Origin of the sequence: Fredinandcohnia onubensis (genome assembly GCF_002734215.1) — a bacterium.
Taxonomy (GTDB): Bacteria; Bacillota; Bacilli; order Bacillales; family Bacillaceae_L; genus Ferdinandcohnia; species Ferdinandcohnia onubensis.
This window is the reverse complement of record NZ_NSEB01000006.1, coordinates 343,665-369,299: the sequence shown is the minus strand read 5'-3', so window position 1 is coordinate 369,299 and position 25,635 is coordinate 343,665. Positions and strand designations below refer to the sequence as shown.

Sequence of the window (25,635 nt, the reverse complement as noted above, 5' to 3'; positions counted from 1 at the left end):
CACCACCATTCGTAACGTCAATATCATTATACAGGAATCTAGTAAAAGTGAAGCGTTTTCAGCCTCTATTACACTAATTATACAATTTTACAGAAAAATAATATATAAACAAAATTTAAAAAATTGAGAAAAGACGAGTTTTATTTTATAATAGAATAGTAAATAACTTACATAAAGGGGAAATGTATAGTGAAAGTGGAAGCGCTGCCAGCAACTAAAGGCAATTATAATTTAACAGATTATGATGAAGCATATGCGAATTTTGATTGGGCGGAGGTAGAAAAAAGTTTTTCTTGGTCAGAAACAGGCAGGGTTAATATTGCTTATGAAGCAATCGACCGTCATGCAGAAGGTGTAAGGAAAAATAAAATTGCCCTATATTATCGTGATCCATCACGTGATGAGAAATATACATTTAAAGAAATGAAAGAATATACGAACCGTGCGGCTAACGTGTTAAAACAAGCAGCAGATGTGGAAAAAGGTGACCGGGTATTTGTATTTATGCCACGTTCTCCCGAATTGTATTTTACAGTACTAGGGGCTATTAAATTAGGGGCAATTGTGGGTCCACTGTTTGAAGCGTTTATGGAAGGAGCAGTACGCGATCGCTTAGAAGATAGTGAAGCAAAGGTAATTGTCACAACTCCAGAATTAGTGGATCGTATCCCATTTAATGATCTTCCTGCATTAAAGCATGTTGTCCTCGTTGGTGAAAATGTTACTGAGGATGGCCCATTTATCGATTTTCTTGGCCGGTTAAAAACAGCAAGTAAAGAGCTGCAAATTGAATGGGTTGAAAGAACGGATGGCATGCTCTTACACTATACTTCTGGTTCAACAGGTAAACCAAAAGGAGTCTTGCATGTCCATAATGCCATGATCCAACAATACCAAACTGCAAAATGGATTCTCGACTTACAAGAAGATGACATCTACTGGTGCACAGCTGATCCAGGTTGGGTAACAGGTACTTCTTACGGCATTTTTGGTCCTTGGCTTAACGGAGCTTCAAACGTCATTGTAGGAGGACGTTTTAGACCGGAAAATTGGTATCAAACCATTGAAGATTTTGGAGTTACCGTTTGGTATAGTGCTCCAACAGCATTCAGAATGCTAATGGGCGCTGGTGATGAACTTGTAAAACAATTTGATTTAAGTACATTGCGCCATGTATTAAGTGTTGGGGAGCCACTTAACCCTGAAGTTGTTCGTTGGGGAGTAAAGGTATTCAACTTACGAATCCATGATAACTGGTGGATGACAGAAACGGGTGCACAGCTTATTAGTAATTACCCTTGCATGGAAATCAAACCAGGTTCTATGGGTAAACCATTCCCTGGAATTAAGGCTGCCATTGTCGATGACCAAGGTAATGAATTACCCCCAAATCGTATGGGCAACCTCGCTGTTAAAAAGGGATGGCCATCAATGATGTATCAAATTTGGAATAATCCCGCAAAATATGAGTCCTATTTTATGCCTGGTGAGTGGTATGTATCAGGGGATTCAGCATATATGGATGAAGATGGGTACTTCTGGTTCCAAGGTCGTGTCGATGACGTAATCATGACCTCTGGTGAGCGCGTAGGACCATTTGAGGTTGAAAGTAAGCTTGTTGAACATCCTGCAATTGCAGAAGCCGGTGTTATCGGAAAGCCTGATCCTGTCAGAGGGGAAATCATTAAAGCCTTCGTGGCACTCGTTGATGGCTATCAAGCGACAGATGAGTTAAAAGAAGAAATAAGGAATTTTGTAAAAAAAGGATTAGCGGCACATGCTGCTCCTCGTGAAATTGAGTTTAAAAATAAGCTTCCAAAAACTCGTAGTGGAAAAATTATGAGACGTGTTCTTAAGGCATGGGAGCTTGATTTACCGACAGGCGACCTTTCTACAATGGAAGATTAAATGTTAACAGAAAAAGAGGTGATCCACTGGATCACCTCTTTTTATTGATTAATTTCAACCTTCTTCTTTACCGTTACCTTTACCATTGCCGTTATTTCCATTTTCATTATTAGCACCACTATCCCCTTCAGCAGGAGGGTCTGCCGGTGGTGGGATAACCACTTCTTGCTCTGGTTTGTAGTCGCCATTCTTGATTAAAACTGAATTTGCAAGTGGCGTTTCTTTACCAGTGACATCAACAGCAGTTACATAATAGGCTGCAACGGCGTTTCCAACGTTAAATTGTAAGTTCTTTGTAGCAGGAACACTTCCAATCTTCTTGAAGTCTGCTGTGAAATTTGCTGCAGAATAGATTCGATATCCAATGACATCATTGTGATCATGCTTTGCCCATTTCAATGTACCTGAAGAAATCGAGGCACCTTTTACTTGGGATGGGACTGAACCATTGTCTTTAAGTTCAGTAGATTCTGTAACGACAAGGTTCTTCCAACGATCATTTTTAGGAAGCAGTTGTGAAATGGCCGCTGAATCTTTTAAACCATGCTCTGCTAAAAACTCTTTCTTGATCATGATTCCTTCTTGGACAAATTCCTGTGGTGCACTTGATGGTACACGATAGGCTTTGCCATCTACTTCAATATACTTACCTTTTACAAGGTTATCATCGACCTTTGTAGGAACAAATTTAGCGTTATATATGTCAGATTGTACAAGACCAGCTTCACGACATAAATCTGAAGGAAGTAATCCAGAAATTCCACAATAGGAGCGACTTACAATTCCTCCAGGCATTTTAAAGTTTTCTTTTGGCTTAACAAGCTCTGGTTTTACATCATATACCGCATTTAATTGTTGTGCCCACAGAAGAATATTTCTCCTTGAATTATAAAGTCCTTTATAATTTAATGCCACTGGCTTTGGTGTATCATAGCCAATCCACGTACCAAAGGTTACATTGGGGTTCGTTGCTACAAACCAAATATCCCACCAGTCGTTAGTTGTACCTGTTTTACCAGCCCAGTCCGCATTAAACTTAAGGTAACTATTCATAGATGCAGCTGTACCACCATTTATAACATCACGCATCATATCGATTGTTAAATAAGCAGTTTGTGGAGAGAAAACCTCAACAGGTTTCACTTCATGCTCGTATATAACATCTCCGTCGTTCGTTTCAATTTTTTCAATCATGTAGGCATCGATAAACTTACCTTCGTTAGCAAATGTTGCAAATGCATTTACATTCTCTTCAACTGAAACGCCATCCGTCATACCGCCTATTGCTAAAGATGGTGCATGATAATCTTTTTCATTTAAAGAAGTGAACCCCATTTTCTCTAGGAAAGTAATTGGGCGGTAATCAAATGCCTTTAAGTATGTCTTGATGGCCGGGATATTCTTAGAGACTTGTAAAGCACGTCTTGCAGACATTAGACCATCAAAGTCATTTGTCCCACCCACGTTATATGGCGTATATTTTCCATATGAAAACTTTACATCGGCAATTACACTTCCAGGTTGTACGAGTCCTAGTTCCATTGCTGGTGCATAGTCCAAGAGCGGCTTCATTGTTGAACCATTTGAACGCTTTGCACCTAATGCATGATTGGTTTGTTCACGCTCGAAGTCACGGCCTCCCACAAAACTAATTATTTTTCCTGTCCTATTTTCAATTAATACAGAACCGAGCTCTTCTGGTTCGATTACTTGCACATCTTCATTCGTTTCTAAGTTTTTCTTCGTTTCTTTTCGATCTGGACCAAAATATTGAAAATTCTTTACTGCCTCTTGCATTGCATCATATACTTCTTTGTCAATCGTTGTATGGATTTTATATCCATTTTGACGAAGGTTTCTATCTGCAATCACTTGATAGTGTGATCGAAGTTCCTTATTTTCTTCAAGATCCTTTTCCTCGTATCCATCATCCTTAGCCAATTTCTTCATCAAAATATCAGTGGCACGTTTTTCTACTTCAACTGTTAACCAAGGATATTTTTCAGTAGGCTCTGACTTAGGTGGAGCCAGGTTGGCACGAATATCATAGGCAAGTGCTTCTTCATATTGACTCTGTGTAATGAAACCACCTGTAAGCATACGCTCTAAGACTGTTTTCATCCGGTTGATACCAGGCTCCAAGTTCTCTTTAACCTTTCCACCCTGGTTTAAGAATGGCGTATATACATATGGGTTTTGAGGTATCCCAGCGATAAATGCTGCTTGTGGAAGGTTTAAATCCTTTGCATCTACTCCAAAAATCCCTTTGGCTGCTGTTTGAACTCCAGCAATATTTCGACCTGATGAATTACGGCCATATGGAATAATATTTAGATATGCTTCTAGAATTTCATCTTTATCAAAAAACTTTTCAAGTCGAAGTGCGATGAGAATTTCCTTAGCCTTCCGATCAAAGGAAACTTCATTTGATAAAATTTGATTCTTGATCAATTGCTGGGTTAGCGTACTTCCTCCAGTTTGGATAGGTGAATTTGTTACATCCTGTACGATTGCCCGTAATATTGATTTTGGCACAACTCCATCGTGCTTATAGAAATATTGGTCCTCAGTAGCAATAACAGCATCTAAGACAAATTGTGAAATATCTTCGAGTGCTACTTCTTCACGTTGCAGGTCTGCCCGTAATTGACCAAGGTAGACCTCATTTGCAAAGTAGACCTCCGTGTTTTCTTCATAGTTATAAATATCTTTTTGTAAACTATCATAGTTTCGGACAGGTTCGTCCTTAACCAAAGATGCAAAATATCCTGCTCCAGCTCCACCGGCAAAGCCAAGTCCAAGCAGACCAATAATAAAGAAGATTAAAAATAAGTTCCATACAACCCCGTAAGTAACTCTTGCGCCTTTACGAACTTTGTTTCCTGTAACCGCTTGAATGACTTTATTTGATAGGACTCTTCGCCAAAAAGAGCTAATTTTTTCAAATATCTGTGATTTATTTAGATTCATAATCATCCCCCTAAAAATCCAAGTTTATTATAGCATATAGCGTAGGGTCATTAATATTATTTTATGAATTTCCATTATTTAATTTGACAATAATAGACAGAATGTGATAGAAAAACCTTATTATAAGGTTAAAAGGAGAATCGATATTTAATGGATGTTATACAGGATTTGACCTATAGGGGATTGATAAATCAGGTAACGGACCAGGATGGTCTACAGAATACATTAAAGAATGAAAAGATTAAATTGTATTGTGGATTTGATCCAACAGCTGATAGTTTACATATTGGACACTTAGTAGGGGTTTTAACCTTGAGAAGATTCCAATTAGCAGGGCATCAACCTATTGCATTAGTTGGTGGAGCGACAGGTTTAATTGGTGACCCAAGTGGTAAAAAGGCTGAAAGAACACTGAATCCGAAAGAGGTAGTCGTGGAGTTTAGTAATAGCATTAAAAACCAGCTTTCACGCTTTTTGGATTTTGAAGCAGAAGGAAATCCAGCTCAAATTGCAAATAACTACGATTGGATTGGTAGTCTAGACTTAATTACTTTCTTGCGTGACATAGGTAAAAGCTTTGGGCTAAATTACATGCTCGCTAAAGACTCTGTGCAATCTCGTCTTGATGCTGGGATTTCATTTACAGAGTTTAGCTATATGATTTTACAATCCTATGACTTCTTGAAACTCTATGAAGATGTAGGCTGCCGACTTCAAATTGGTGGAAGTGACCAATGGGGGAATATCACAGCCGGACTTGAATTAATTCGTAAGACAGTCGAGGATGCAAAAGCATTTGGTCTAACTATACCACTCGTGACGAAAGCTGATGGAACGAAGTTTGGAAAAACAGAAGGTGGTACAATCTGGTTAGATAAAGATAAAACGTCACCATACGAGTTTTATCAATTCTGGATCAATACAGATGACCGTGATGTTGTTCGCTATTTAAAATATTTTACGTTCCTATCCAAAGAGGAAATTGAGAGTCTTGAAGCAGAAATTCAACATGCACCTGAAATGCGATTGGCACAAAAGACGTTGGCTGAGGAAGTAACGAAATTGGTTCATGGAGAAGCTGCTTTAGAGCAAGCTGTGAAAATTTCAACAGCATTATTCAGCGGTTCTATCAGTGAATTAAGTGCAGAGGAAATTAAGCAAGGCTTTAAGGATGTTCCTTCATATGAGTACAATGGGGAAACTGGGGTTGGGTTAGTTGATTTATTAGTAATGAGTAAAATTTCCCCATCGAAGCGTCAGGCACGTGAGGATATTGGAAATGGAGCCATCTATGTCAATGGTGAGAGAATCCAAGAAGTTGATGCGGTTTTGACTTCGCAAAATCGGATCGAAGGTCAATTCACCGTCATTCGACGTGGCAAGAAAAAATATTTCTTAATTAAATATTAAAATGAATAAGGTGCTCCTCAGGAGCACCTTATTCATTTTATTTATGCAAAAAAAAAGAGGAAAGGGATATCCCTTTCCTCTTTAGGAAGATTAACGTGAGTAGAACTCAACGATGAATGCTTCGTTAATTTCTGCTGGTAATTCAGAACGCTCTGGTAAACGAGTGTATGTTCCTTCTAGCTTATCAGCATCAAAAGTTAAATATTCTGGTACGAAAGTAGTAGCTTCGATAGCTTCTTTAATTGCAACAAGGTTACGTGATTTTTCACGAACTGCAATTGTTTGACCAGGTTTTACACGGTAAGATGGAATATCAACGCGGCTACCATCTACAGTAATATGACCATGGTTAACTAATTGGCGAGCTGCACGACGAGTACGAGCAAGACCAAGACGGTAAACTAGGTTATCTAAACGTGATTCAAGAAGAATCATGAAGTTTTCACCAAGGATCCCTTGCATTTTGCTTGCATTGTTGAATGTAGTGCGGAATTGACGCTCATTCACACCATACATATGACGAAGCTTTTGTTTTTCTTGTAATTGTAAACCATATTCAGAAAGCTTCTTGCGTTGGTTTGGACCATGTTGTCCAGGAGCGTAAGGACGCTTTTCTAATTCTTTACCAGTACCACTTAATGAGATTCCAAGACGACGGGATAATTTCCAGCTTGGACCAGTATAACGAGCCATGAATGACTCCTCCTTCAATGTTTTTATTTTGTTGTAAAATAAAAACAGATGTGCTAGATGCTCTCGACTATTTTGTTTTCATGTACCTTCGCTCTAGCAGCCAAGAGTTACGTGATACACCATCTATGAGCTAAAAGCTCACGCAGAGGAACAAAATAGAACAAAAACCTACTCACATACGCTGCAATATTTTACACAACGCTCATTATATGATTTTTACTAAAGGAAGTCAAGTTATCATGATAATATACATAAAACGCCAAGATCTTCTTGGAGAAAATTCGATTATTAACATGAAGATGTAATAAATTTTGTTTTTTTACGATATAATAAAACATTTTTCGTGCATTTTCTATTATAATAGATTTAATAAGTACTAACTTTATTCAGCAGAAGTTCTTCCGCATTTATGTGGGATGTAAAAATATAATTATGAAAATTTGCGTAGAGGTTCAAACCCCGGCTGAATAAAAGTTAAAGCCTCCGGCGGAGACATGCGATTTTCAAAGGTAATTTTTCGAGCATAAGATCAAAAACTAAGAACGCCAGGTCCTGTGGCAACGTCTTTGTGACCCACCTCGTGTGGGCCTAAAAAATCTGGGCGCAAATACGCCAAGGCGCATTTGATAATAGATGGGTGATTAATCATGAAGTTTCCAAATGAAGAATTGAGATATGAGCAACTATTTAGAGTAACCTCTAAGTTTCATTCAACCATGGATATAGATGCTGTGCTCGAAGAGGTTATGAATACATTACAAGATGTATACCCATCATTTACATTTACCTTATTTCTTGCACATGATAATAAACGACATAATGTTATTCCGATTAAAGATATACAAGAATACGAAAATGGTGAACACTCTCTAGTTATGCAAGCGTTTGTAAACGGAACTCTGCAACTTGAAGATTCAGTTACTGATAAAAAATCGGTCATTTATGCCCCTTTAAAAGGTAGGCAGGGTGTTTATGGAGTCTTGCAAATCAACGCCCATGACGGACTGGTATTTCCGAAATCAGAAATCCAGTTTATTGAACTTTTGGCAAATACAGCTGGACATGCATTCGAAAATGCCCAACTCTACCAACAGTCAAAACAATTAATTGCCGATCTACAATTAATTAATGAAACTTCACATAAGTTAAATTCTAATTTGCGATTAACAGATACAATGACATTCATGACATCTCAAATCAAAGCTTCCTTTGGCGCAAATGAAGTAGGCTTCTTATTACAATCGAATGGACAAATAGAGGTACTTCCGGGAAGTACTGCTTTTTTTGAAGAAGGACATGGCGAGCAATATGTTTTATATTGCCTTGATCGAATTTTAACAGAAAAAGAACCTCTATTCATAGGAGATTTACAAGGAGATACAGCATTTGGCAAATCCGTCTATCGATCTTTGATGTCTGTTCCGATTGTACAACGCAATGAAATTTTAGGTGTTGCCATTGTTTTACATGAACTGCCTTATTTCTTTTCTTTTGATAAGTTTAAACTCCTGCAATCCTTGATCTATCATTCATCCTTGGCTTTTACAAATTCAATCCTCCGGGAAGAACTTGAAAAATTGGTAATCACCGATTATTTAACCAAACTTTATTCTCGTAATCACTTAGAGGATTGTGTACACAAATCATTGGAAACAGATGCTTTTGGTACGTTTATATTAATTGACATTGATGATTTCAAAGGCATTAATGACACTTATGGCCATCAAGTTGGGGACGAAGCGATTATTCAAATAGCTACTCTCATTAAGGAAAATATCCGTGACAACGACATTGGAGCAAGATGGGGTGGAGAAGAACTCGCAATTTATCTGCCTAGAGTGGATTTAGCTTCAGGGATTGCTGTTGCAGAACGGCTCGGAAAAAGGGTGGAACAGAATTCAAATCCCAAAATCACAATTTCGTGTGGGGTGGCTACCTGGTATAAGGAATTCAGAGAAACATTCCAAAGTTTATTCCACCGTGCAGACAATGCACTGTATGTAGCTAAACAATCAGGAAAAAATCAAGTTATTGCTAGTGAAAATAAAGTAATTGAAGGGCATCTATAAATGGATGTCCTTTTTGGTTGAAAACGAACTTGTCCTCGTTAACGAGTAAAACCAAGTAAACCTCTACGAAAATAGAAAACGCTTTCAAAACAACCCCTCTTATCATATGCTAATGATATAATCAAAAGTTTTAAGGAGGATAAGGGGAGCATGAGCAAGGAAAGTAAATACTTTGACACTTTAGCGATACATGGAGGGGGAACATCTTCCCCAAATGGTAGTTTAACACCACCACTTTACCAAACATCAACTTTTACATTTGAAACAGCTGAACAAGGAGAAGCTCGTTTTGCTGGTACAGATGAAGGATATATATATTCTAGATTAGGGAACCCAACAGTAAAACTTTTAGAAGAAAGAATTGCTCTCTTAGAGGGTGGGGAAGCAGGGCTTTCATTTGGATCAGGGATGGCTGCTGTTTCGGCTGTGTTATTCGCATTAACAAAATCTGGTGATCATATCCTCTGCTCACAGGGACTATATGGATGTACCTTTGGTCTACTTCAGATGATGAACGAGAAGTACAACATTGAGCATGATTTCAGTGATATGGATGATGAAGAGGAAATCCTTTCAAAAATCACTCCACAAACAAAACTAATCTATATTGAGACACCCATTAATCCAACTATGAAACTTATTGACTTACAAAAGGTTGTTAAGATTGCGAAACAGCTTAATATCCCGGTTGTCGTGGACAATACTTTTAGTTCACCGTATTTGCAGCAACCAATTAAATTGGGTTGTGATATTGTGGTACACAGTGCCACAAAGTATATTGGAGGACATGGTGATGTGATCGCAGGTCTTGTCGTTGGCAAAAAGGAATTTATTCAAGAGGTGGCAATGACAACGAAAAAGGATATTGGTGGTATTATGTCCCCATTTGATGCATGGCTTTTACTTCGTGGGCTAAAAACACTGCCAGTAAGGATGGACCGCCACTGTGATAATACAGAAAAAATCGCATCGTTACTAAAAGAACATAAAAATGTGGAGCGAATTTTTTATCCTGGAGATATAGATAGCCCAGCGTACGAGATTATGAAAAAACAAATGAGCAAGCCCGGTGGACTCATATCTTTTACAATTAAAGGCACAAAGAAGGATGCGCAAGACGTTTTAAATCGAGTAAAATTAATCAAAATTGCTGTGAGTCTAGGTGATACAGAGACTCTCATTCAGCATCCAGCAACAATGACACATGCTGTTGTACCAGAAGAATCACGATTAAAAATGGGGATTACGGATAATTTAATTCGACTTTCGGTAGGATTAGAAGCATGGGAAGATATATGGGATGATTTAGATCAAGCGTTAAACGGATAAACAAAAGCCAGCGAGGACAAAAATCCTCACTGGCTTATTCTTATATGTGTTGTTCTAAAACTTTCACAAATTCTTCAAGGCATTGTTGGTCCACTTCATCAAAACGCTCTTTAATTGGGCTGTCGATATCTAACACACCAAAAACTTCACCATTTTTCATAATTGGAACAACAATTTCCGATTGGGAAGCACTATCACATGCAATATGACCTGGGAATAGATGAACATCTGCCACTCTTTCAGTCTTTTGATTTTGGGCTGCAGTGCCACAAACCCCACGCCCCATTTTAATTCTCACACATGCAGGTAAGCCTTGGAATGGTCCGAGAATAAGTTCATCCTCTTTCTTTACATAAAAACCAACCCAATTGACATTATCTAAAAATTGGTTAAGTAATGCTGAAGCATTTGCTAAATTTGCTATTTGATCTTGTTCGCCTTCAAGCAAAGCATTTAGCTGTTTTGTTACCAGTTTATAGTCTTCTGCTTTATTACCTTTGTATTGTTCGACATGAAACATTATGATTCCCCTCCATTTGAGTAATACCTACATAAATTATATTAAATGATAGCTTAAAGCGCGTGACTTGTCGATAAATTCTTAAAGGAATCCACCTTAACATATCGAAATCTATTCTATATTAAGGGTAAGGTGGGTTGGTTATGAAAAGTAAAACAATGAAACAAAAAGTTATTGAGTCGTCCGTATTCTTATTTAATACAAAAGGCTTTGATGGAACAACAGTACGTGAAATTGCGAAAAGAGCAAATTGTAATGTCGCCAATATCTCCTACTATTTTGGAAATAAGGAAGGTTTACTAGAACATTTAGTTTCTTCTTACCTTGAGGGATATTTAACGATTGTCGAGCATGCCTATATTGAATTGGATAACAGAACGGCAAGAGAATGTTTATTGCTTGCGGTCAGAGGGATTATGGAATACCAAAAGGATAATCGTCACTTATCACGTTTTGTCCAACGGGAAATTACATTTGATACCACTTTGATTCGTGAAATCATGACAACCTATATGACGAAAGAAAAATATTATTTCCAAGCCATTTTTGAAACAGGTATAAAACAACAGGAATTTGCCCTTATTCCAATCCCTTATGCCATCATGCAATTAAAGGGGATGTTATCCATGCCCTATCTACACCCTCAATATATGTCAGAAGTTTTACATTTAATGCCTTATGAGTTGTATGTTAGTGAACAATATTGTCATGAAATAGAAAAATGGGTAAACTCGACAATTTGTAAACAACCACAAACGTTAAAAAACAAAGTAACTCAGCTTCCCGTTAATATCTAGTTGGTGACACTAACACAGCATTTTTAAATAGTTGATCAAATCCTTGATTTAAATCCTTCCTGCTATGGGCGTCGGAACCATAGACGAGAGGGATTTTTCGTTTTATTGCCTCTCTAATAATTTCTTCTGGTGGATAAACCTCTCGACAAAGTGGCTTATTAATACCAGCACCATTATAATCCAAGGCTAATCCAAGATCCGCAATTTGGTCGAGTATTGAGTGCATTTTCTCATCGAATTGCTTCGATACTGGGAATTTCTTTTGAAACTTATGAACAAGTGTAATATGGCCAATCCTTTTTGGCTTAAATTGACCAAGGTTTGCCGTTATAGAACGCGCCAATGTATCATAATAAGCTTCATAGACTGCCTCAACGGAGGAAAAGTCACTGATCATAGTCGCAAACGTGTCAGGACTATAATCGAGGCAATAATACTGATCTTGTTTTTTTAAAAAATGAACAGAGAGAATACTATCGTTCAAATATCGACCATACTCGTTCAAAAAAGTCCTCGTGTCCTCTTCATATCCCTCAATATAGTCGACCTCTAACCCAATATTGATTTTAATATCTGATGCAAACTTTTTTTGAAGCTCGGTTAATACAGAAATATAGTTTTCTAGATGATTTTCGTCCATTCCACTGTCTTTTTGAGGTGTGGGATCGTTAAATCGTGATGGAAGTGGTGCATGTTCTGTGAACGAAATTTCATCAAACCCTAAATCGAGTGCACGGGCGATATAATCCTCAAACGGGTCCTTTGTACCATGTGGGCAAAAGGGTGTATGGATATGACCATCTGCTTTCATCGACAAATCCCTCATTTTTATATAAATTTTGTAAAAAATTTTAAAAGTTTTAGTCAAAAATTGTCGTTTACATGGTATCATAAATACAATAAAAAAACATTTGATTTGATATTTAATATAAAAATTAAAAACTAATATACATAAAAGTTTAGAAAGAATTGATTGTGGGAGCAAGGAGGCCAAATTATGGAGATCATAATCGGCATAATCGTAGTAGCAAGTTCAGTAACTATTTTTGGGTTTTATTCGAGAAAAAAGATATATAAAGATGTTGATAGGCTTGAAGCCTGGAAGATAGATATGATGAATCGGCCAGTCACCGATGAAATAGCTAAAATGAAAGAGCTTAACATGACAGGTCAAACGGAGGAATTATTCGAACGTTGGAGAAAGCAATGGGATGAAATTGTCACTGTTGGTCTTCCAGATGTTGAGGAATTATTATTTGATGCTGAAGACTTAGCGGATAAGTATCGTTTTGGGAAAGCAAAACGGGTACTGGCACAAATCGAAGCAATTTTAAATGATGCTGAAAGCAATATCGCCATTATTTTAAACGAGCTTAAGGATTTAGTAGGCAGTGAAGAAAAGAATCGTGTTGAGGTTGATGAATTAAATCAACAATATCGGGAACTTAAAAAGAATTTACTTGCGCATAGACATACTTTTGGACGTGCTGAAAAACAGCTTGAAATGAATCTGGAAGGTGTTTATGGGAAATTTAAAGAATTTGAAGAAGCAACGACGAATGGGAATTATTTTGAGGCAAGAGAAATTGTTCTCCTGATTAAGGATGCACTTTCCGTAACAAAGCAGCAGATGGATGAGATCCCTCATTTATTACATGAATGCCAAAGTGCAATTCCAAATCAGTTAAATGAAGTTTCTGAAGGATACAGCCAAATGGAACAGGAAGGCTATTCTCTCGGGCACCATCAAATTGAGAAAGAAATTGAAAGAATGCGAGAGCACTTATCCCAATATATTTCTCTTATCGAAGAGCTAAAGCTTGAAGATGTAAAGAAGGGAATTGAAGAAGCAAGAGAGTCACTCGATACAATCTATGATTTACTGGAAGCTGAAGTAAAAGCAAATCAGTTTGTGAAAAAAGAGGTTGAGAAGATCGAACAAGATCTAGAGGACTTAGTTGAAGGTAGTAAAAGCACAGAAGAGGAAACAACATTTGTTCAACAAAGCTATCATTTAAATGAAAATGATCTGGAACGACACCGGAATATCGTAAAACAAATTAAACAACTGGTTAAGCAATATGTTTCTGTTCAATCAAAGCTTGAAGCGGATCAAATTGCCTATTCTCTAATTAAAACGGAGCTAGAAGAAGTGTACGGTAAGATCCAGGATGTGAAGGAAGAGCACTTACAATTTTCAGAAATGCTGAAAACACTTCGTAAGGATGAGCTCCATGCAAGAGAACAAATTTCGGAAATGAAGAAGCAACTTGCAGATGCGAAACGACTTATCTCAAAAAGTAATATCCCTGGTCTACCAGTAAAATATTCTGAGCTCATTTCGGAAGCGAGATTATCTCTTACACAGGTAATGAATAGTCTCGAGGAAAAACCACTTAATATGAATACGGTGAATCAAACATTACAAAATGCGAATGATTTAGTTTCACAAACATATAAGCAAACAGAAGAAATGATTGAGCAAGTATATCTTGCAGAAAGGGTCATTCAATATGGAAACCGATATCGAAGCCGGAATCCAAAAATTGCAGGTAGTTTACTTGAAGCTGAGAAATCTTTTAGAAATTATGAATATGCACTTGCATTAGAACAAGCTGCAACAGCAATTGAAGATCTAGATCCTGGAGCATTGAAAAAGATTGAAGTATTACTTGAAGATGATCCTAAGTAAAGGACCCTCAAATTGGGGTCCTTTTCCTTTTTTTATTTTATAAATGTATGTTATCATTTTGTTTGCAAATATCGCATAGTAGGGGTAATTATATGATTTATTTAGATAATAGTGCAACAACCAAACCTTTTGAAGATGTAATTAATTCCTATATAAAAGTCGCAAAAAACTATTTTGGCAATCCCTCTTCCTTACATGGAATAGGTGGACAAGCTGAAAAGCTTTTAAGTCAATCTCGGACCCAGATTGCTTCCCTTTTACAGGTAAAACCACAGGAAATCATTTTTACTTCTGGAGGATCTGAAGGGAATAATTTTGCGATTAAAGGAATTGCCTTACAATACAGTAATCGAGGCAAACATATTATTACAACATCAATAGAGCATCCTTCCATAACTGAGGCATGCAAGCAATTGTCGGAACTTGGGTTTGATATCACCTATCTTCCAGTAGACGAAAATGGTGTTGTTTCGGTTGAAGATTTGAGAAATTCAATCCGTGAAGATACGATCTTAGTTTCTATCATTCATGTAAATAATGAGGTTGGGACCATCCAACCAATTGAGGAAATTGGAAAACTTTTAGAAAAGTACCCTAAAATTATTTATCATGTTGATCATGTACAGGGAGTAGGTAAAACTTACCTAGATTTTAATAAGGCAAAACTTGATTTATGTACGATTTCAGGACATAAATTTAATGGGCTTAAAGGAACAGGCGTTTTATATGTCCGCCAAGGTGTAAGAATTAAGTCTTTAATCGGTGGCGGTGACCAAGAAATGCAAAAAAGGGCGGGAACAGAAAATGTTGCTGGTTTTGTAGCACTTGCCAAAGCATTAAGGTTAACCATAGAGAACAGAGATGAAAATATTACACATATAAGCCGATTAAAAGAAAGCATAATAGATCAATTATCAAGGATGAATGGTATTACAATACACACACCTGAGGCTAGCAGTGCCCCACATATCATCAATTTTTCGATTAACGGTTTAAAGCCAGAAGTGTTTGTTCATTTATTAGAAGAGAAGGAGATTTATGTTTCGACTACCTCCGCATGCTCATCGAAAAATAATGAACCAAGTAAAACATTACTTGCGATGGGAGTGCCTAAAGCTCTTGCTAATAGTTCAATACGAATCAGCCTGTCGCATCAAAACAAACTGGAAGAGATTCCGATTTTAATAAATGCAATTGAAAATGCAATACAGAAATTACAACATGTAATGGGGGAAGAAAATGGAATATGATCACATTCTAATACGATTTGGAGAAATTACAACAAAAGGTCGAAATCGTAATCATTTCATTAATAAACTTTTAAATAATATAAAAAGAAAGCTTACTGATTACAAAGGACTTACATTTGAAAAAACAAGAGATCGAATTTATATAAAGTTAAATGGAGAACCACATGAAGGAATAGTAGAAGTTCTCAAAAATATCATCGGTATTCAATCCTTTAGTCTTGCTTTAAAGGTTGAAAGTGAGATTGAAAAAATAAAAGATGGTGTCTTAGCTGCTATTAAACAACTAGATCATCAAGGAAAGACCTTTAAAATATCTGCACGACGTTCAGATAAAAGTTTTTCACTTGATTCCAATGAATTGAATTATGAATTAGGGAGTCATATTTTAAAGAATACCCAGGAAATCTTCGTCAATGTGCACACTCCTGATATCAATATTCGTGTTGAAGTGCGAAAGGAAGCAACTTATATTACCTTTAAAGATGAGAAAGGTGTAGGAGGACTTCCAGTTGGTTCAAGCGGGAAAGCAATGCTTATGCTTTCGGGTGGTCTTGATAGCCCTGTTGCCGGTTATTTATCAATGAAGAGGGGATTAACAATTGAGGCTGTACATTTTCACAGTCCCCCATATACAAGCGATCGTGCACGACAAAAGGTGATTGACCTGGCACAGCAGCTTACTGAATTTTCGGGAACGGTTAAACTGCATATCGTCCCTTTTACTGACATTCAGATCACGATTCAAAGACAAATCCCTGAAAACTATACGCTCATTTCAACTAGACGAATGATGCTTCGGATCACGGATGAAATAAGAAGAAGACGTAATGCACTTGCGATAGTGACTGGTGAGAGCCTTGGACAAGTGGCAAGTCAGACATTGGAAAGTATGCATGTCATTAATAACGTCACCAGTACACCAATTATTCGTCCACTGGTTACTGTCGATAAATTTGATATTATTGATATGGCTAAGAAAATCAATACACATGATATTTCAATTCGTCCATTTGAAGATTGTTGTACGATTTTTACACCTTCTGCTCCCAAAACAAGACCAAAGCTAGAAAATGTAACCCATTATGAAAGCTACACTGATTTTGAGAGCTTAATTGAAAAAGCCGTAAATGAAACGGAAATCATTACATTGGATGGATCTAAGAAAGAAGAAATTGAAGATCTTTTCTAAAAGAAAATCATTCTAAGATTTACCAATAGATTAAATGTATTGTGCCATGTGATTTTACACATTATATACTCACAAGGAGGTGAAGTCACATGGCAAACAACAACAGCAGCAACCAACTATTAGTAGCTGGTGCACAACAAGCAATTGACCAAATGAAATATGAAATCGCTTCTGAATTTGGTGTAAACCTTGGTGCTGATACAACTTCTCGTGCTAACGGATCTGTTGGTGGAGAAATCACTAAGCGTTTAGTATCTTTCGCTCAACAACAAATGGGCGGAGGTAACTTCTAAAAATAAAAAAATAGATGGCTACAAGGACGGGTTTACTCCCGTCCTTTTTTGTATTTTGAAAAAATTGAAATCAGATATTATAACCAGGTCACAATTTTTTCACAAAACCCCTCCAAATTGTTGGAATTTTTTTATATAATTAGAAGATAAAGATTGAGGAGGAATGATTGTGAAAAGAGAAGATTTACTTGCACCTTTACGGTATAACCTTGTTCAGGAAATCGAAAAACATGCAAAAGATCCTAAAAAAGTTGCGTTAAAATGGGAAGATGAGCAGGGAAACAAAAAGGAAATTACATACGTTGACCTCTTCAAGAATGTAAATAAAATTGGAAATACATTTATCAACAACGGTCTTAACAAAGGGGATAAGGTATTAGTTATTATTCCTAGATTAGTGGAAGCATATATGGTTTATTTAGGGGCGTTAAAAGCTGGACTAGTTGTTATTCCAAGCTCTGAGATGCTTCGTACAAAAGATCTTCAATACCGAATTACACATGGCGATGTAAGAGCCATTATTAGCTTTCACCCATATTGTGATCAATTTTCATCCATCGAAAATATTGAGCAAATCCAGAAGTTTGCAGTGGGCGAAAAGGTGGAAGATTGGGTTTCTTTAGAAGAGGAAATGCAAAGTCAATCTGAAGAACTTGCAGCAGCAGAAACAAGCAAAGATGATATGGCGTTCCTTTCTTATACTTCCGGAACAACCGGTAATCCGAAGGGCGTTGTGCACACACATGGCTGGGCATATGCACATTTAAAAACAGCAGCTCCATACTGGTTAAGCATAAGTGAATCGGATACGGTATGGGCAACAGCAGGGCCTGGTTGGCAAAAATGGATTTGGAGCCCATTTCTTTCAACTTTAGGTAGTGGAGCAACTGGATTCGTATATCACGGCAAATTTGAACCTAATAAATATTTGCAGTTGTTAGGCTCGTATAAAATAAATGTGTTATGTTGTACACCAACAGAGTATCGTCTTATGGCAAAGGTTGAGAATCTGTCTGATTACTCACTTCCGGATTTGCATAGTGCTGTATCGGCAGGAGAGCCTTTAAATCGTGAAGTTATTGACACCTTTAGAAGAGAGTTTAATATCGAGGTACGAGATGGATACGGGCAAACTGAAAATACTCTTTTAGTTGGAGTACTAAAAGGAATGACAATAAAACCTGGATCAATGGGTAAGCCTACACCAGGCAATAATGTTGAAATTGTCGATGAGTTTGGTAAGCCTTGTGGTGTTGGAGAAGTGGGGGATATTGGCGTTCACGTGAACACACCAGCCCTTTTTAAAGAATATTACAAGGATCCTGAAAGAACATCAATGCAATATAGAGGCGATTATTATATTACAGGTGACAGAGCGAAAAAAGACGAAGATGGCTATTTCTGGTTTGAGGGACGTGCCGATGATATTATCATTAGTTCAGGCTACACAATCGGGCCATTTGAGGTAGAAGATGCACTTGTAAAACATCCATCTGTAAAAGAGTGTGCGGTTGTAGCAAGTCCAGATGAAATTCGAGGTAATATTGTCAAAGCTTATGTTGTATTACGTGACGGTATAACTTCCAATGAGGAACTCGTCAAAAGTCTACAAGAACATGTAAAGCAATTGACAGCACCATATAAATATCCTAGAAAAATTGAATTTGTAAGTGACTTACCAAAAACAACTTCAGGAAAAATCAGAAGAATTGAGCTTAGACAGGCTGAATCAGCTAAAGCAAAAGCATAATCCTATACAAAAAAAAGCAGCTAGTATTTTTACTATCTGCTTTTTGCATGCTAAAGTAAGCTTAAATTAGTAGAGATGGAAGGTGTGAAAATGGGTACTTTATGGACGGGCGGAAGAATATACACAATGGAACGGGAACACGATGAGGTTGAAGCTGTCTTTGTGGAAGACGGTATCATCGTTGCTACAGGATTAATACGTGATTTAGAAAAACGATATAAAAATAGAATTACAAAAATAACCGATTTAAAAGGGAACACGATGTTTCCCGGATTTATTGATAGCCATATGCATCTCATTGGCCATGGCGAAAAGTTAATGAAACTGGATTTTTCAGAGATGACCTCCTCCCAAGAAATTTCTACTTCCATACAAGAGTATGTAAAAGATATACCTGAAGGCGAGTGGGTTATTGGAGAAGGATGGAACGAAAATCAGCTTCCTGACCGAAAGATTTTTCATCGTCACGAGTTGGATGAACTCTCACCTCATAATCCACTAATGTTAAAAAGAATTTGCCGACATGCAGTTGTCGTGAATACAATGGCTCTAGAATTAGCCGGTATCACCGATTATACTCCGAATCCTGAGGGAGGCATTATTGTAAGAGATACAGATGGACATGCTACAGGGTATTTAATGGATCAAGCTCAAGATCTCGTAAAAAATGTGATTCCGCAGGTAACGGAAGAATACATTCAAAATGCACTTCGTTTATCTATCGAGGATTGTTTGAGCAAAGGCCTTGTTGGCGGACATACAGAGGATTTAAATTACTACGGGGGCTTTGAGCGAACATATAGAGCATTTCAAAAGGTAATCCAAGAAGATGGAATCAAATTTAGAACAAATCTTTTAGTTCATCATGAAGCTGTTGATGACATGCACCGTTTAGGATATTCGTATGGTGATGGGGACGATCTCGTAGAGCTTGGCGCAATGAAAATTTTTGCAGATGGTTCACTCGGTGGTAGAACCGCATTATTAAGTCATCCTTATAATGATTCACCTGATACGGCGGGTGTAGCAATCCACTCATTAGACGACCTCAAAACACTTGTTCAAAAGGCTAGAAGCTATAAGATGCCGATTGCTATCCATGCGATTGGTGATCTCGCTTTTGAATATGTCTTGGATGCTATTGAAGAATTACCGCCATTACCAAATCATCGAGATCGTATAATTCACGCGCAAATATTACGAAAAGAACTAATCGACCGTGCGAAACTATTGCCTGTTATTCTTGATATTCAGCCAAGATTTGTTGTCTCAGATTTTCCCTGGGTAATTGAAAGAATTGGCGAAATGAATATGGAATATTGCTATGCATGGAAGACCTTATTACAAGAAGGCTTACAATGCGCAGGTGGTTCAGATGCTCCAATTGAACCGATTGACCCCCTTCTGGGTATTCATGCTGCCGTTACTAGAAAGAAGCCGGGTGGAGATGAGGTGTACATGCCCGAACAAAAACTCTCGATCTTCGAGGCTGTACAGTTATTTACCACAGGAAGTGCATATGCAATTGGAAAAGAAGATTGTATGGGGAAGATTGCACCCGGGTTTAGAGCTGATTTTACATTACTCGATCAAGATATTTTTCATATAAATGAAGATGATATTCTGGATACTAATGTGATGATGACTGTCGTTGACGATACGATCATGTATGAAAAATAAAGACCAAGCAATCGCTTGGTCTTAATACTTATAAAAAGGTACGCTTTACCTTTTCCCAGAATGAATTATCCTTTAATTTTACTGTTTTAATCCTTTTTTCACTTAGCTTAATGTCGATTTGTTTTACATTGCGAATGCTGAGTGCTTCATTATCCATACCGATTGAAGGAAAATCATTTCCATCTTGGACATCACGTAAGGTTAATTTTTTTGTGCTACTTAATATAAACGGAGAACCTAACGTACGATATTGGTTATTATTTAAGGATGCAAGTTCAGTGACCTGCATACAAGGAAGCAGTGGGTCAACAACAGCACCCCTAACTGATTTATTATACGCGGTGCTACCTGTTGGGGTAGAGATAATCATTCCATCTCCACGGAACGTCTCGAAATGCAAGTCATCAATATACACTTCCAACACAAAAGTCTTAATGATTCCGGAACGAATGGAACATTCATTTAGACAATAAAAGGATGGATTATCATCAACCTTCACCTCGAGTATTGGATAACGGCGAACTTCAATTTTTTCATTTAACATCGCCTCAACGATTTTATCAGTGTCGTCTGCATGAAAATCGCAATAAAGGTTCAAGGCTCCAGTTGTCGAAATCCCAACATATAGACAGTCTTGACGGAAGTTTGTCTTGCGAACTGCCTGAAGGAAAGTCCCATCTCCTCCGATACTAACAATGACATTTGCTTTTTTGGCATCTTCTACAATTCTAAATTGATGCTCTTTTGCAATCTGATTCAGTTTTTCTACATATTCAATAAGTTTATCTTCTTTCCGATAAAAGAAGTAGACATTACGACGATCCATGAAATTACCTCCCAATGATTCTCATATGATGGCAATAAAAATACATATGTATCTATTTTAGTTTAACAATAAAATGAAACCATTTTGGATTTGATTCGTATTTATTTTTGAACAATTCGTGAATAGTATCCATAAAATTAGGAGGAAAAGAAATGAATGGGAAACGATGGGCAGCTTTAGGGATTGCTGCAGTCATATTTGTATTTTCGATCTTTTTTAATTTCGCAACTAACTTAGCCTCGAAAAATTTCAGTAATTTTTCAGATGAGATTTTGGGGGCATCAAATGAAGAATTTCTCGAAAATGTTGTAATCGAAGGAAAAGGAATGGATAAGATTCTAGTTTTATCTGTTAATGGAGTGATTCAAGATACAGGTGATGTAACTTCTTTTTTCCAATCAGCTGGCTATCAACATCAATCATTTTTAAAAATGATTGAGAAAGCGGAAGAGGATAAAACCATCAAGGGAATTATTCTAAAGGTCAATTCACCAGGTGGTGGAGTTGTTGAAAGTGCGGAAATACATAAAAAGTTAACGGACTTAAAAGAAGCTACAGATAAACCAGTTTATGTATCGATGGGCGCTATGGCTGCTTCTGGCGGCTACTATATCTCGGCTCCAGCAGATAAAATATTTGCTACACCAGATACAATGACCGGCTCATTAGGAGTGATTATGCAAGGGGTTAACTTTAGTGAACTTGCTGAAAAATATGGTGTAAAATTTGAAACAATCAAAAGTGGACCATACAAGGATATCATGTCTTCATACCGTGACATGACGGATGAAGAAAGACAAATCATGCAAACAATGGTCGATAATGCGTATCAAGGGTTTGTGGATGTAATTGCAGATGGACGTAACATGTCAGAGTCAGAAGTTCGTAAAATTGCAGACGGACGCATCTATGATGGTAGACAAGCAAAGGAAAATCATTTAATCGATGAATTAGGATACTTTGAGGATGTGGTTGAAGCAATGAAGAAGGACTATGAACTTGGGGATATTAGTGTTGTTGAGTATACAGCCAATTTTGGATTTGGATCTCTATTTTCTATGAGTGCAAAAAAAATCTTTAGTGATGATATCGAAATGGCAACCATGGTTCATTTACTATCACAACCAAATTCACCTAGAATGATGTATTTGTACGCAGAATAGGGGGAAACCAAATTGAATATGGATCTTACACATGAAGGAGTACAGGGGGATAATTATATTCCCGATCATACATCCCGTCCAGTCACCAATGCCACACCTCGCTATGCAGGCTTTTGGATGCGTTTTTGGGCATATTTATTAGACCTTGTTGTAATTGGAAGTATAAACCGTATCCTTATATATCCAGCATTTAGAGCTTTAGACATTCCATTATCCGAAAGTGATATGTTTAGTGCTACGTCAATTGCAACGGCTGTTGTTTTTTATCTGTATTTTGTGTTGATGACAAAGTTTTTCAGTCAAACACTTGGGAAAATGGTGTTTGGAATAAAGGTTGTGACACTTGAGGAACGACCGCTTACTTGGATGACAGTTCTTTTTAGGGAGTTCATTGGCCGATATATCTCAAAGCTTTTCTTTATAGGCTATTTAATTGTTGCTTTTCTTCCTAAAAAACAAGGAATTCATGATTTACTTTCGGATACGACTGTTATACATGCATCAAAATAAGGGTGTCCACCATGGACACTCTTATTTTTTTATAAGTACATTACCACAGAACCCCTTTTTATGTATTTTTCACCATCTAGTAGGTGATAACTAAACATTGAAAGGGAGTGCGTGTCATGAAGTGGCTCTTATTCATTTTATTATTTCTAGTCCTACTGATTCTGCTAATAATGGTATCGAAGTTAAAAATCTATATAGAAGCAAATCACTTGCGGGACGATGACCATATTAAAATAAGATTCAGCATTTGGTTTGGGCTGATTAGATATACGATTAATGTTCCGATGGTAGCTGTTGACAAGGAGTCCCCGAGCATTGTTTTTAAAAAAGAACAAAAAGCGAGCGTATCCACTGATGAAAAAAAGAAAAAACAAAAATTTTCTGTGGAAAATTTGAAAGCAGCTTTTCATGACTCCAAAGCAGTTTTAAGCAGGGTTGTTGATATGGTACCAATCGTTAAAAGTTTTTTAAAGAAAATATCGGTGACAAAATTTGAATGGCATTCCCATATAGGTGTTGGTGATGCAGCTCATACAGGGGTACTTACTGGGCTTGGTTGGTCTATTAAAGGAACGATTGTGGGTTTGATTAGCCACCATCTCAATCTCAAAGCTCATCCTGAATATTCGATTACTCCTTCATTTCAGTTTGCTATATCTGAAACAAGTTTAAGATGCATGATTCATTTCCGCATCGGGCATGCTATGGTAGCAGGAATCAGAGTGATTAAAAGGTGGCGAGGAGGAATACCGAAATTTAAATCCCCGACCCTTTCAAAGCTCAACGAAACCGATTCGGATAAAAAATCAGTTTAGAATGTCAGGAGGAATTTAGTATGTCTGATCATCCAATACAGGGTTTAATGAAGACAGCAATGGAAAACTTAAAGCAAATGATTGATGTAAATACAATTATTGGTGATCCTGTTGAAACACCAGATGGGAGCGTGATTTTAACGGTCTCAAAGGTTGGCTTTGGATTTGCTGCAGGAGGTAGTGAGTTCAAAGGACAAGGTGAGGGTGGAAAGGATAACGGTGGTGGAGGTGGAGACCAACAGCAACAACAACAGGGCTCCAAACTTCCATTCGGTGGAGGAAGTGGTGGTGGGGTTTCAATTACACCAATCGCTTTCTTAATTGTTAGTGCAAATGGTGTGAAAATGCTTCATCTAGATGAAAGCACTCATTTATATGAAAAACTACTTGAACTAGCACCACAGGCCGTTGATAAAATCCAACAAATGTTAAAAAAGAATAACCAAGACCAACAAAATCAAGACAAAAAATCTGATTTTGACATATAAGAACTTTCGAGAGTTAACTGGACACAACAGTTGACTCCTTTTTTGTAGGGATATAGGTTATGAGTGCGATGAAGGACTTTAGGGGTTCTTCGATTCGTTGGTCCTTCATCCGGTGTATGAAGGACTTTATATTGGGTGCGTTGAGTCGTTCGGTCCTTCATCGAGGTTATGAAGGACTTTAGGTTGTGTCCGTAGAATCGCAGCATCCTTCATAGTGCTTATGAAGAGGATTCCAACCAAGAATCTGAATACCTTTCCCCTTCATCCCGCTTATGAAGAGGATTCCGACCAAGAAGCTGAACGCATTTCCACTTCATCCCGCTTATGAAGAGGGTTCCGACCAAGAATCTGAAAGCATTTCCCCTTCATCCGACTATGAAGAGGATTCCAACCAAGAATCTGAATACCTTTCCCCTTCATCCCGCTTATGAAGGGGATTTCGTCCAAGAATCTGAACGCCTTTCCCCTTCATCCAGCTTATGAAGAGGATTCCGACCAAAATTCTGAATGCCTTTCCCCTTCCTCCATGCTAATTAAGAGCAATTCAAACTTTGCCCCCTTTCTCACGTATGAGACCCCAAGACCCCACACTTATAAATCCACCATCTGTACCTAATAGCCACAAAATCACTATACCCACATAGAGCCAGATACCAATTTTAAAACCCGACTAAACACAAGGGCTTACTTACCAATATATAAATGCAAATAATTGCAATTGTGGCAGATAAAAGATATGATTTACACTGTACATATAAATTTAAGGAGGATTTTGGTAAAATGGCAAATATCACATTTAAAAACAATCCAGTCACTTTATTGGGGAATGAAGTAAAAGTTGGGGACAAGGCTCCTGATTTTACTGTATTAGCAAATGATTTATCACCAGTCTCACTTGCAGACTCAAAAGGATCTGTTCGTTTAATTAGTGTTGTACCATCACTTGATACAGGTGTATGTGATGCACAAACTCGTCGTTTTAACGAAGAAGCAGCGGGTCTAGATAATGTTAAAATCTTAACAGTCAGTGTTGATTTGCCATTTGCACAAAAACGTTGGTGTGGTGCAAACGGTATTGAAAATGTTCAAACTCTATCCGACCACCGTGATCTTTCTTTCGGAGAAGCTTATGGTGTAGGCATTAAAGAACTACGCTTATTGGCTCGTGCAGTATTTGTTGTAGATAGCAACGATACTGTAACTTATGTAGAATACGTTAGTGAAGCAACAAACCATCCAAACTACGAAGCAGCCCTAGAAGCAGCAAAAGCAGCTAACTAATA

General features: G+C 37.5%; 21 protein-coding genes. 16 read left to right on the top strand and 5 right to left on the bottom strand.

Annotated elements, in window-relative coordinates:
* The first annotated feature begins 189 nt into the window (after positions 1-189).
* The gene (gene acsA, locus CKK03_RS08660) at positions 190-1,908 is read left to right on the top strand and encodes an acetate--CoA ligase (protein ID WP_099362196.1); all 1,719 of its coding nucleotides are present in this window, start codon (positions 190-192) and stop codon (positions 1,906-1,908) included.
* A gap of 54 nt (positions 1,909-1,962) precedes the next feature.
* On the opposite strand, the gene CKK03_RS08655 is transcribed toward acsA, so the two are convergent.
* Entirely contained in the window at positions 1,963-4,878 is a 2,916-nt protein-coding gene (locus CKK03_RS08655) for a transglycosylase domain-containing protein (protein WP_099362195.1), read from the bottom strand.
* A 150-nt stretch (positions 4,879-5,028) separates the two neighbouring features.
* Between CKK03_RS08655 and tyrS the strand changes: the two genes are divergently transcribed.
* A complete protein-coding gene (gene tyrS, locus CKK03_RS08650) occupies positions 5,029-6,288 on the top strand; it encodes a tyrosine--tRNA ligase (RefSeq protein ID WP_099362194.1) in 1,260 nt (419 codons plus the stop codon).
* A gap of 90 nt (positions 6,289-6,378) precedes the next feature.
* Here the strand turns inward: tyrS and rpsD are convergent, their stop codons facing one another.
* Positions 6,379-6,981 carry a 30S ribosomal protein S4 gene (gene rpsD, locus CKK03_RS08645; protein WP_099362193.1) on the bottom strand — a complete coding sequence of 201 codons (603 nt, stop codon included), beginning with the start codon at positions 6,979-6,981 and terminating at the stop codon, positions 6,379-6,381.
* 647 nt (positions 6,982-7,628) lie between these two features.
* Between rpsD and CKK03_RS08635 the strand changes: the two genes are divergently transcribed.
* Complete coding sequence (locus CKK03_RS08635; protein WP_099362192.1) at positions 7,629-9,050, top strand: sensor domain-containing diguanylate cyclase; 1,422 nt, start codon at positions 7,629-7,631, stop codon at positions 9,048-9,050.
* A 150-nt stretch (positions 9,051-9,200) separates the two neighbouring features.
* Positions 9,201-10,379: a methionine gamma-lyase gene (megL, locus tag CKK03_RS08630; protein ID WP_099362191.1), complete on the top strand. Its 1,179-nt coding sequence runs from the start codon at positions 9,201-9,203 to the stop codon at positions 10,377-10,379.
* A 40-nt stretch (positions 10,380-10,419) separates the two neighbouring features.
* Here the strand turns inward: megL and msrC are convergent, their stop codons facing one another.
* A complete protein-coding gene (gene msrC, locus CKK03_RS08625) occupies positions 10,420-10,899 on the bottom strand; it encodes a free L-methionine (R)-S-oxide reductase MsrC (RefSeq protein ID WP_099362190.1) in 480 nt (159 codons plus the stop codon).
* A 143-nt stretch (positions 10,900-11,042) separates the two neighbouring features.
* Between msrC and refZ the strand changes: the two genes are divergently transcribed.
* Positions 11,043-11,696 carry a forespore capture DNA-binding protein RefZ gene (gene refZ / locus CKK03_RS08620; protein WP_099362189.1) on the top strand — a complete coding sequence of 218 codons (654 nt, stop codon included), beginning with the start codon at positions 11,043-11,045 and terminating at the stop codon, positions 11,694-11,696.
* Here the strand turns inward: refZ and hisJ are convergent.
* Complete coding sequence (gene hisJ / locus CKK03_RS08615; RefSeq protein WP_099362188.1) at positions 11,686-12,507, bottom strand: histidinol-phosphatase HisJ; 822 nt, start codon at positions 12,505-12,507, stop codon at positions 11,686-11,688. The two genes, refZ and hisJ, sit on opposite strands and share 11 nt — an antisense overlap.
* A gap of 186 nt (positions 12,508-12,693) precedes the next feature.
* Here hisJ and ezrA point away from each other — a divergent pair, with 186 nt between their 5' ends.
* The 6 genes from ezrA (at position 12,694) to CKK03_RS08585 (ending at position 20,550) form a co-directional block, all read left to right on the top strand.
* The gene (gene ezrA / locus CKK03_RS08610; protein WP_099362187.1) at positions 12,694-14,388 is read left to right on the top strand and encodes a septation ring formation regulator EzrA; all 1,695 of its coding nucleotides are present in this window, start codon (positions 12,694-12,696) and stop codon (positions 14,386-14,388) included.
* Positions 14,389-14,480: 92 nt separating this feature from the next.
* The gene (locus CKK03_RS08605; protein WP_099362186.1) at positions 14,481-15,638 is read left to right on the top strand and encodes a cysteine desulfurase family protein; all 1,158 of its coding nucleotides are present in this window, start codon (positions 14,481-14,483) and stop codon (positions 15,636-15,638) included.
* Positions 15,628-16,827 (top strand): tRNA uracil 4-sulfurtransferase ThiI, encoded by a 1,200-nt coding sequence (gene thiI / locus CKK03_RS08600; RefSeq protein ID WP_099362185.1) that lies wholly within the window; start codon positions 15,628-15,630, stop codon positions 16,825-16,827. Before CKK03_RS08605 ends, thiI begins: the two co-directional genes overlap by 11 nt.
* Positions 16,828-16,916: 89 nt before the next feature.
* Positions 16,917-17,120, top strand: coding sequence for an alpha/beta-type small acid-soluble spore protein (locus tag CKK03_RS08595; RefSeq protein ID WP_099362184.1), 204 nt, complete (start codon positions 16,917-16,919; stop codon positions 17,118-17,120).
* 169 nt (positions 17,121-17,289) lie between these two features.
* Positions 17,290-18,870, top strand: a complete 1,581-nt coding sequence (mbcS, locus tag CKK03_RS08590; RefSeq protein WP_099362183.1) for an acyl-CoA synthetase MbcS — start codon at positions 17,290-17,292, stop codon at positions 18,868-18,870.
* 90 nt (positions 18,871-18,960) lie between these two features.
* Positions 18,961-20,550: an amidohydrolase gene (locus tag CKK03_RS08585; protein WP_099362182.1), complete on the top strand. Its 1,590-nt coding sequence runs from the start codon at positions 18,961-18,963 to the stop codon at positions 20,548-20,550.
* 28 nt (positions 20,551-20,578) lie between these two features.
* On the opposite strand, the gene CKK03_RS08580 is transcribed toward CKK03_RS08585, so the two are convergent.
* Positions 20,579-21,376 carry an NAD kinase gene (locus CKK03_RS08580; RefSeq protein WP_099362181.1) on the bottom strand — a complete coding sequence of 266 codons (798 nt, stop codon included), beginning with the start codon at positions 21,374-21,376 and terminating at the stop codon, positions 20,579-20,581.
* A 152-nt stretch (positions 21,377-21,528) separates the two neighbouring features.
* Between CKK03_RS08580 and sppA the strand changes: the two genes are divergently transcribed.
* The 5 genes from sppA (at position 21,529) to tpx (ending at position 25,633) form a co-directional block, all read left to right on the top strand.
* The gene (gene sppA, locus CKK03_RS08575; RefSeq protein WP_099362180.1) at positions 21,529-22,539 is read left to right on the top strand and encodes a signal peptide peptidase SppA; all 1,011 of its coding nucleotides are present in this window, start codon (positions 21,529-21,531) and stop codon (positions 22,537-22,539) included.
* Positions 22,540-22,557: 18 nt separating this feature from the next.
* Positions 22,558-23,049, top strand: coding sequence for an RDD family protein (locus CKK03_RS08570; protein WP_099362285.1), 492 nt, complete (start codon positions 22,558-22,560; stop codon positions 23,047-23,049).
* A gap of 209 nt (positions 23,050-23,258) precedes the next feature.
* Positions 23,259-23,864 (top strand): DUF2953 domain-containing protein, encoded by a 606-nt coding sequence (locus tag CKK03_RS23975; protein ID WP_245864064.1) that lies wholly within the window; start codon positions 23,259-23,261, stop codon positions 23,862-23,864.
* A 20-nt stretch (positions 23,865-23,884) separates the two neighbouring features.
* Entirely contained in the window at positions 23,885-24,352 is a 468-nt protein-coding gene (gene ytfJ, locus CKK03_RS08560) for a GerW family sporulation protein (protein ID WP_099362179.1), read from the top strand.
* 780 nt (positions 24,353-25,132) lie between these two features.
* A complete protein-coding gene (tpx, locus tag CKK03_RS08555; RefSeq protein ID WP_099362178.1) occupies positions 25,133-25,633 on the top strand; it encodes a thiol peroxidase in 501 nt (166 codons plus the stop codon).
* Positions 25,634-25,635: the final 2 nt, after the last annotated feature.